Origin of the sequence: Mesorhizobium sp. M1322 (assembly GCF_040318085.1) — a bacterium.
Lineage (GTDB): Bacteria > Pseudomonadota > Alphaproteobacteria > Rhizobiales > Rhizobiaceae > Mesorhizobium.
In genome coordinates this window covers 1-1814 of the sequence record NZ_JAMYLP010000195.1, presented here as the reverse complement: position 1 = coordinate 1814, position 1814 = coordinate 1, and the positions used below count along the sequence as shown (strand labels likewise).

Genomic DNA, 1814 nt, shown 5'->3' with positions numbered 1-1814 from the left:
GTAAGCGATGTCCCGACGGCACCTTTCGGTGATCGGCGTGAAGGACGATGTTCGGAGCCTTTGAGGGCTTCGACACATGACGATTTCAGAGCTTACGCTTAAATCCAGCGATCACGAGCCCGCGCGCCGGTTCGAGGTGTTCACGGGCTCCGGTCGGCGGCGCGAATGGCTGCCGGAGGAGAAGGCGCGGATCGTGGCGGAAAGCTACGAAGCCGGCGCGACCGTGAGCGCGGTGGCGCGGCGATACGCTTTGTCCCCGCAGCAGCTGTTCGCCTGGCGTCGGGCCGCTCGTCAGCCGTTGGCGGAAGCGCCGGCACCGGAATCGTTGTTTGTTCCGGCGGTGATTGCAGCGCCGAGGCCTGAACCGGCGGCAAGGCGGCGGCGGAAGCAGAAAGCCGCCCGAGACGGTGTGATCGAGCTGGAGATAGACGGCGTCGCTATGCGGGTCGGCCGTGGCGCCGACACCAGGACGGTGGCCGCTGTAATCCGAGCGCTGAAGGCGACGACGTGATCGGGCCGACGGGTGCGGTCAAGGTCATGGTGGCGACGAAGCCGGTGGACTTCCGCAAGGGTGCGGAGGGCCTCGCGGCGCTTGTGCGCGAGACGATGGGCGCCGATCCGTTCAGCGGCGCGGTCTATGTCTTCCGGGCGAAGCGGACGGATCGGATCAAGCTGATCTTCTGGGATGGCACCGGCGTCTGCCTTTACGCCAAACGTCTGGAGGACGGCGAGTTCCGCTGGCCGAAAGTGCATGACGGCATGATGCGGCTGACGGCCGCGCAGTTGTCGGCGCTGCTCGAAGGTCTCGACTGGCGGCGGGTCCACGAGGCGCGCAGGACCCGCGTTCCGGTTCAGGCGGGCTGACCCGCGACGAAGTGAATCAGCCTGGATTCCGCTGTCGCGGGATGTCGGCGAATATGGTCTGATCCGGTCATGGCGATGGCGGCTGACCAGCTTCCCGACGATCCGGACGCGCTGAAGGCGATGGTCCTGGCGCGCGACGTCGAGAACGCCCGCCTGATCCAGATCATCAAGGAATTGCAGCGTCACCGCTTCGGCCGAAGAGCTGAGACGCTTCCCGAGGATCAGTTGCTGCTGGGGCTCGAAGAGGCCGAGCAGATCGAGGCCGCCGACGAGGAAGAGAATGAACAAGCATCTCCCGCAGAGCGTCTGGAGCGCGCCAGGAAGCGCCGGACGAACCGCGGCGCGTTGCCACCCCATCTGCCGCGGGTGGAAATGGTCGTCGACATCGAGGACCATGCCTGTCCGGGCTGCCGCAATGGCTTGCATCGGATCGGTGAGGACGTGAGCGAGCGGCTCGACATCGTTCCGGCGCAGCTGCGTGTGATCGTCGTGCGCCGGCCCAAATATGCCTGCCGCGCCTGCGAGGATGTGGTCGTTCAGGCTCCGGCGCCCGCCCGGCTGATCGAGAGCGGTTTGCCAACCGAGGCGACGGTCGCTCAGGTGCTGGTGTCCAAATATGCTGACCACCTGCCGCTCTATCGTCAGGCGCAGATCTATGCCCGGCAGGGCATCAATCTCGACCGGTCCACGCTCGCCGACTGGGTCGGCCGCGCCGCCTGGCACCTTCGTCCGGTGCATGAGCGGCTGCTTGGCAAGCTGAAGACTTCACCGAAGCTCTTTGCTGACGAAACCACGGCGCCGGTGCTCGATCCGGGCCGCGGCAAGACGAAGACTGGGCAGCTGTGGGCCTATGCCCGCGATGACCGCCCATGGAATGGAAGCGACCCGCCGGGCGTCGCCTATGTCTATGCGCCGGACCGAAAGGCCGAGCGTCCGATCGCTCATCTCGC

3 protein-coding genes are annotated in these 1814 nt (G+C 66.3%); all 3 read left to right on the top strand.

The annotated features are described in order from the left end of the window. Positions 1–76: 76 nt before the first annotated feature. Positions 77–511 (top strand): IS66-like element accessory protein TnpA, encoded by a 435-nt coding sequence (tnpA, locus tag NKH12_RS30315; RefSeq protein ID WP_095518983.1) that lies wholly within the window; start codon positions 77–79, stop codon positions 509–511. Further along, the gene (tnpB, locus tag NKH12_RS30310) at positions 508–864 is read left to right on the top strand and encodes an IS66 family insertion sequence element accessory protein TnpB (protein ID WP_023800865.1); all 357 of its coding nucleotides are present in this window, start codon (positions 508–510) and stop codon (positions 862–864) included. Before tnpA ends, tnpB begins: the two co-directional genes overlap by 4 nt. A 69-nt stretch (positions 865–933) precedes the next feature. Next, positions 934–1814: IS66 family transposase (tnpC, locus tag NKH12_RS30305; protein WP_352956466.1), on the top strand; the 881-nt coding region annotated here is incomplete at its 3' end.